Consider the following 447-nt stretch of genomic DNA (forward strand, 5'->3'; position numbering starts at 1 on the left):
CCTACGGGCGGCTGCAGTCGAGGATCTTCGGCAATGGGGGCAACCCTGACCGAGCGATGCCGCGTGGGCGACGAAGGCCTTCGGGTTGTAAAGCCCTGTCGAGGGGGAGAAAGCCGCAAGGCGGATCCATCCCTGGAGGAAGCTCGGGCTAAGTTCGTGCCAGCAGCCGCGGTAAGACGAACCGAGCGAACGTTGTTCGGAATCACTGGGCTTAAAGGGCGCGTAGGCGGGCTATCAAGTCTGGGGTGAAATGCCACGGCTCAACCGTGGAACGGCCTCAGATACTGACGGCCTGGAGGGAGGTAGGGGCATGTGGAACTGTAGGTGGAGCGGTGAAATGCGTTGATATCTACAGGAACTCCGGTGGCGAAAGCGGCGTGCTGGATCTCTTCTGACGCTGAGGCTCGAAAGCTAGGGGAGCAAACGGGATTAGATACCCCAGTAGTC

The 447-nt window shown here is 60.4% G+C and carries 1 rRNA gene; it reads left to right on the forward strand.

Features of this window, described 5'->3' with window-relative positions:
- Positions 1-447, forward strand: a 16S ribosomal RNA gene (locus tag ACTHS4_RS11625); the annotation flags it as partial.

Origin of the sequence: Neisseria sp. P0014.S009, assembly GCF_051958155.1 — a bacterium.
GTDB classification, from domain to species: Bacteria; Pseudomonadota; Gammaproteobacteria; order Burkholderiales; family Neisseriaceae; genus Neisseria; species Neisseria flavescens_C.